Genomic DNA, 2729 nt, shown 5'->3' with positions numbered 1-2729 from the left:
GTCAAGAATTGGTTATATTCCACAAGATCCTAAATTATTTCCAGGAACTATCAAACAAAATATTACTATGTTTGATAAATGTCTTGATGATCAAGTAAATGAAGCTCTAAAAAGTGTTAATTTGGATAACGATATTAAAAAGTTTAAAAATGGTGTAGAGACAGAGCTTAATTTAAATAAGTTGAATATTTCAGGAGGACAAAGACAAAAAATAGTAATGGCCCGTGCACAAGTTCATGATAGTAAAATAATTTTGATTGATGAAGGAACTAGTGCCATTGATCAAAATGCAACCTTAAGTATCCTAAAGAAACTCCTGAAAAGCGAAGCGACAATTATATTTATAGCCCATAACTTTAATGAGAATATGCGGAATCTGTTTGATCGAGAAATTAGGCTCAGTAAAAATTAAAACTACTTAAAATTTCTATCTGTTTCTAAATGTTTTATAATACAAGAGTAAGAACAAAGCAGGAGAGATAGAATTACAATATGAAATACTTAATTATGAATGCAGATTCGACTCTTGGAGAAAAAGTAGCTCAGTGGTTAATGCAGATGACTGAATCCCAAAATATTCGAGTGGGAATATCTGATGCAGCCAAAGAATCTTTTTTTAAAAAACTTAGCATTGAATCTTCTCTTGTAGATTATGCAGATATAGATTCAATAAGTTCACCACTTGATGAAACAGACGTGGTAGTTTATCTACCTAATGCAGATGATTTATCCACAAGCATAACTCATTTTGAGCTAGTCTTACAGAGCGTAAAGAATGTCAACGCTACTTTAATATTTGTGAGCTTTTTTGCGGATCAAGAAGCTAATCCGTATCTTTTGTCACCATTTTATGCTTATGCATTAAGACGCTTAGCTGGAACAGGAATTAAATACACAGTTGTGAAAAATAGCTTATTTGCTGATCCCTTAATTTCTAAGCTTCCGAGCATAATTGAAGATAAAGAAATTACTTATCCTCTTCAGAATCAATCGCTGTCGTTTATTACTGAAAACGATAGTGCTCACGCTATTGCGCAAGTAGCCATGCAAAAAGTCATGCATGGACATGGTGAGCATTATTTATTAACTATGGAACGCAATTATAATATGATCGAGTTGGCCTATATAATGACTAGGGCCACGGAAAAGAGCATCACATATAATCCGGTAACTTCAAAGAAATTTATTGAAGATAATCCGAAAAAGCAATTGATTGCTTCATTGTTTCAAGCTGCTAGATTAGGCGATTTATCCCAAACATCAAATGATTTTAGAAAGTTAACAGGACGTGAGCCAGAAGAATTAGAGCATTTCTTGCGTAATGGTTATCAAATTTCTAAATTACATGCTTTAAATTTATAGAAAAAACCTCAGGCAACATCATATTGATATGCCTGAGGCTTTTTTATTTATAGACTTTCTTGAATGTGACTAGCAAGATAATCATATAGCATCCCTGCTTTTAAAGCTTGAGTATCTACACCTAAAGCTTGCGCAATTGCATAGGCATATGCCCAAGCAGTTGCGGGACCGCGACTAGTGATTATCTTATGTTCATTGTCTGTTACAGTAATGTCTGTTTTGAAATTGGCACTAGGACAGTCTTGTAAAATTTCTTTTTCAAAACCAGGATAACAAGTAAAATTACTATCCTTCAAGACCCCGTAACGTCCTAACGCAATTGGCGCAGCACACATTGCTGCATCCCATTTGCCTTGTTTATGGCGTTCAATCATCAACTTAGCAAGTTTTTCATTATCGCGTAAGTTAGTGGCACCTGTTTTTCCACCAGGAAAAGCAACTAAGTCATAGTCCAGTAAACTGTCATCAACAACTTTATCACAAGTCAAGATAATTTTGTGGTCGCCATTAATTTTCAACTTATCTAAACCGACCATGTCACATTCGATATTCAAACGTCTTAAAACGTCGACTACACTTAAGCCTTCGACTTCTTCACAGCCATCGGCGAAAACTACAGCAACTTTTGTCATTTATATCATCCTTTTTATAAAAACTTACAAATATATTTTAACTCAAATTGAATTCATAAAGTAAAACAGGACATCTTCGAATTTTTTTACATGCAAGTTGGGATGGGGAGTAATTGGGACTTTGCGATTGGTGCTGACCCAAAGAGAAGGAATATTTAAATCATTAGCTGCTTGAATTTCGTCGCTGAGATTTGAGCCAATGATCAAGGTTTCATTTTTATCTAGTTTATTTTTATTAATGATTTCTTCGATTAGATTGCTTATTGGAGTAAAATTGTTACTTTTGGCGCCTATTAGCGGAAGGTCAATTTTTGCTTGCCTTAAGCGTTTAGAAATTACCGCTTGTGGATAAATACTCGTGATAAAAAGATTAGCTTGATTATTTAATTTTTCCACAGTTTGATCCACATTTTTTAACAAGCGATGTTCAAACCCGAGAGCTTCAAAAAAGCTTGTTAAGATTGTCGATTTATCTTCATCTGGAAATAATGCCGTTAGTATCAAATTGATCTGCATGCTTCTAGAAGAATTTTCATAGCGCTCAAAAAGAGTGGTAAATAATTCACGATTAAAAGCGTCATTATGTAATTTAGCTATTTTATTTAATGCATTTTTCTGAGCGGTCTTTTCTTTAAAGAAAATTCCTTCTGGAATTAAGATGATATTTTTATAATTCATGATTTCACCTCTAAAAAATATTCTCTCATAAAACCTAAAATATTGTGTTTGTAATTC

At 33.4% G+C, this 2729-nt stretch carries 4 protein-coding genes; 2 read left to right on the top strand and 2 right to left on the bottom strand.

Translation table 11 applies throughout. The annotated features are described in order from the left end of the window. Together Q0Y70_RS09835 and Q0Y70_RS09830 are read left to right on the top strand one after the other, a co-directional pair. Positions 1-412: ATP-binding cassette domain-containing protein (locus tag Q0Y70_RS09835; protein ID WP_297820537.1), on the top strand; the 412-nt coding region annotated here is incomplete at its 5' end. 80 nt (positions 413-492) lie between these two features. Next, positions 493-1362: an SDR family NAD(P)-dependent oxidoreductase gene (locus Q0Y70_RS09830; protein ID WP_297820534.1), complete on the top strand. Its 870-nt coding sequence runs from the start codon at positions 493-495 to the stop codon at positions 1360-1362. Between the two features lie 47 nt (positions 1363-1409). Here Q0Y70_RS09830 and Q0Y70_RS09825 read toward each other — a convergent pair whose 3' ends face one another. Together Q0Y70_RS09825 and Q0Y70_RS09820 are read right to left on the bottom strand one after the other, a co-directional pair. Then, positions 1410-1994 (bottom strand): DJ-1 family glyoxalase III, encoded by a 585-nt coding sequence (locus Q0Y70_RS09825; RefSeq protein WP_297820531.1) that lies wholly within the window; start codon positions 1992-1994, stop codon positions 1410-1412. 42 nt (positions 1995-2036) lie between these two features. After that, positions 2037-2672, bottom strand: coding sequence for an HAD hydrolase-like protein (locus Q0Y70_RS09820; protein ID WP_297820528.1), 636 nt, complete (start codon positions 2670-2672; stop codon positions 2037-2039). Between the last annotated feature and the right edge of the window lie 57 nt (positions 2673-2729).

The organism is uncultured Lactobacillus sp. (assembly GCF_947367085.1).
In the GTDB taxonomy this organism is placed as follows: Bacteria; Bacillota; Bacilli; order Lactobacillales; family Lactobacillaceae; genus Lactobacillus.
Note: the sequence above shows the minus strand (reverse complement) of the source record. Positions and strands in the feature narration are given on the sequence as shown.

Excerpts from the sequence above, each read along its gene's own strand:
- Q0Y70_RS09830 (WP_297820534.1), top strand. The coding sequence starts at position 493 with ATGAAATACTTAATTATGAATGCAGATTCGACTCTTGGAGAAAAAGTA.
- Q0Y70_RS09825 (WP_297820531.1), bottom strand. The coding sequence starts at position 1,994 with ATGACAAAAGTTGCTGTAGTTTTCGCCGATGGCTGTGAAGAAGTCGAA.
- Q0Y70_RS09820 (WP_297820528.1), bottom strand. The coding sequence starts at position 2,672 with ATGAATTATAAAAATATCATCTTAATTCCAGAAGGAATTTTCTTTAAA.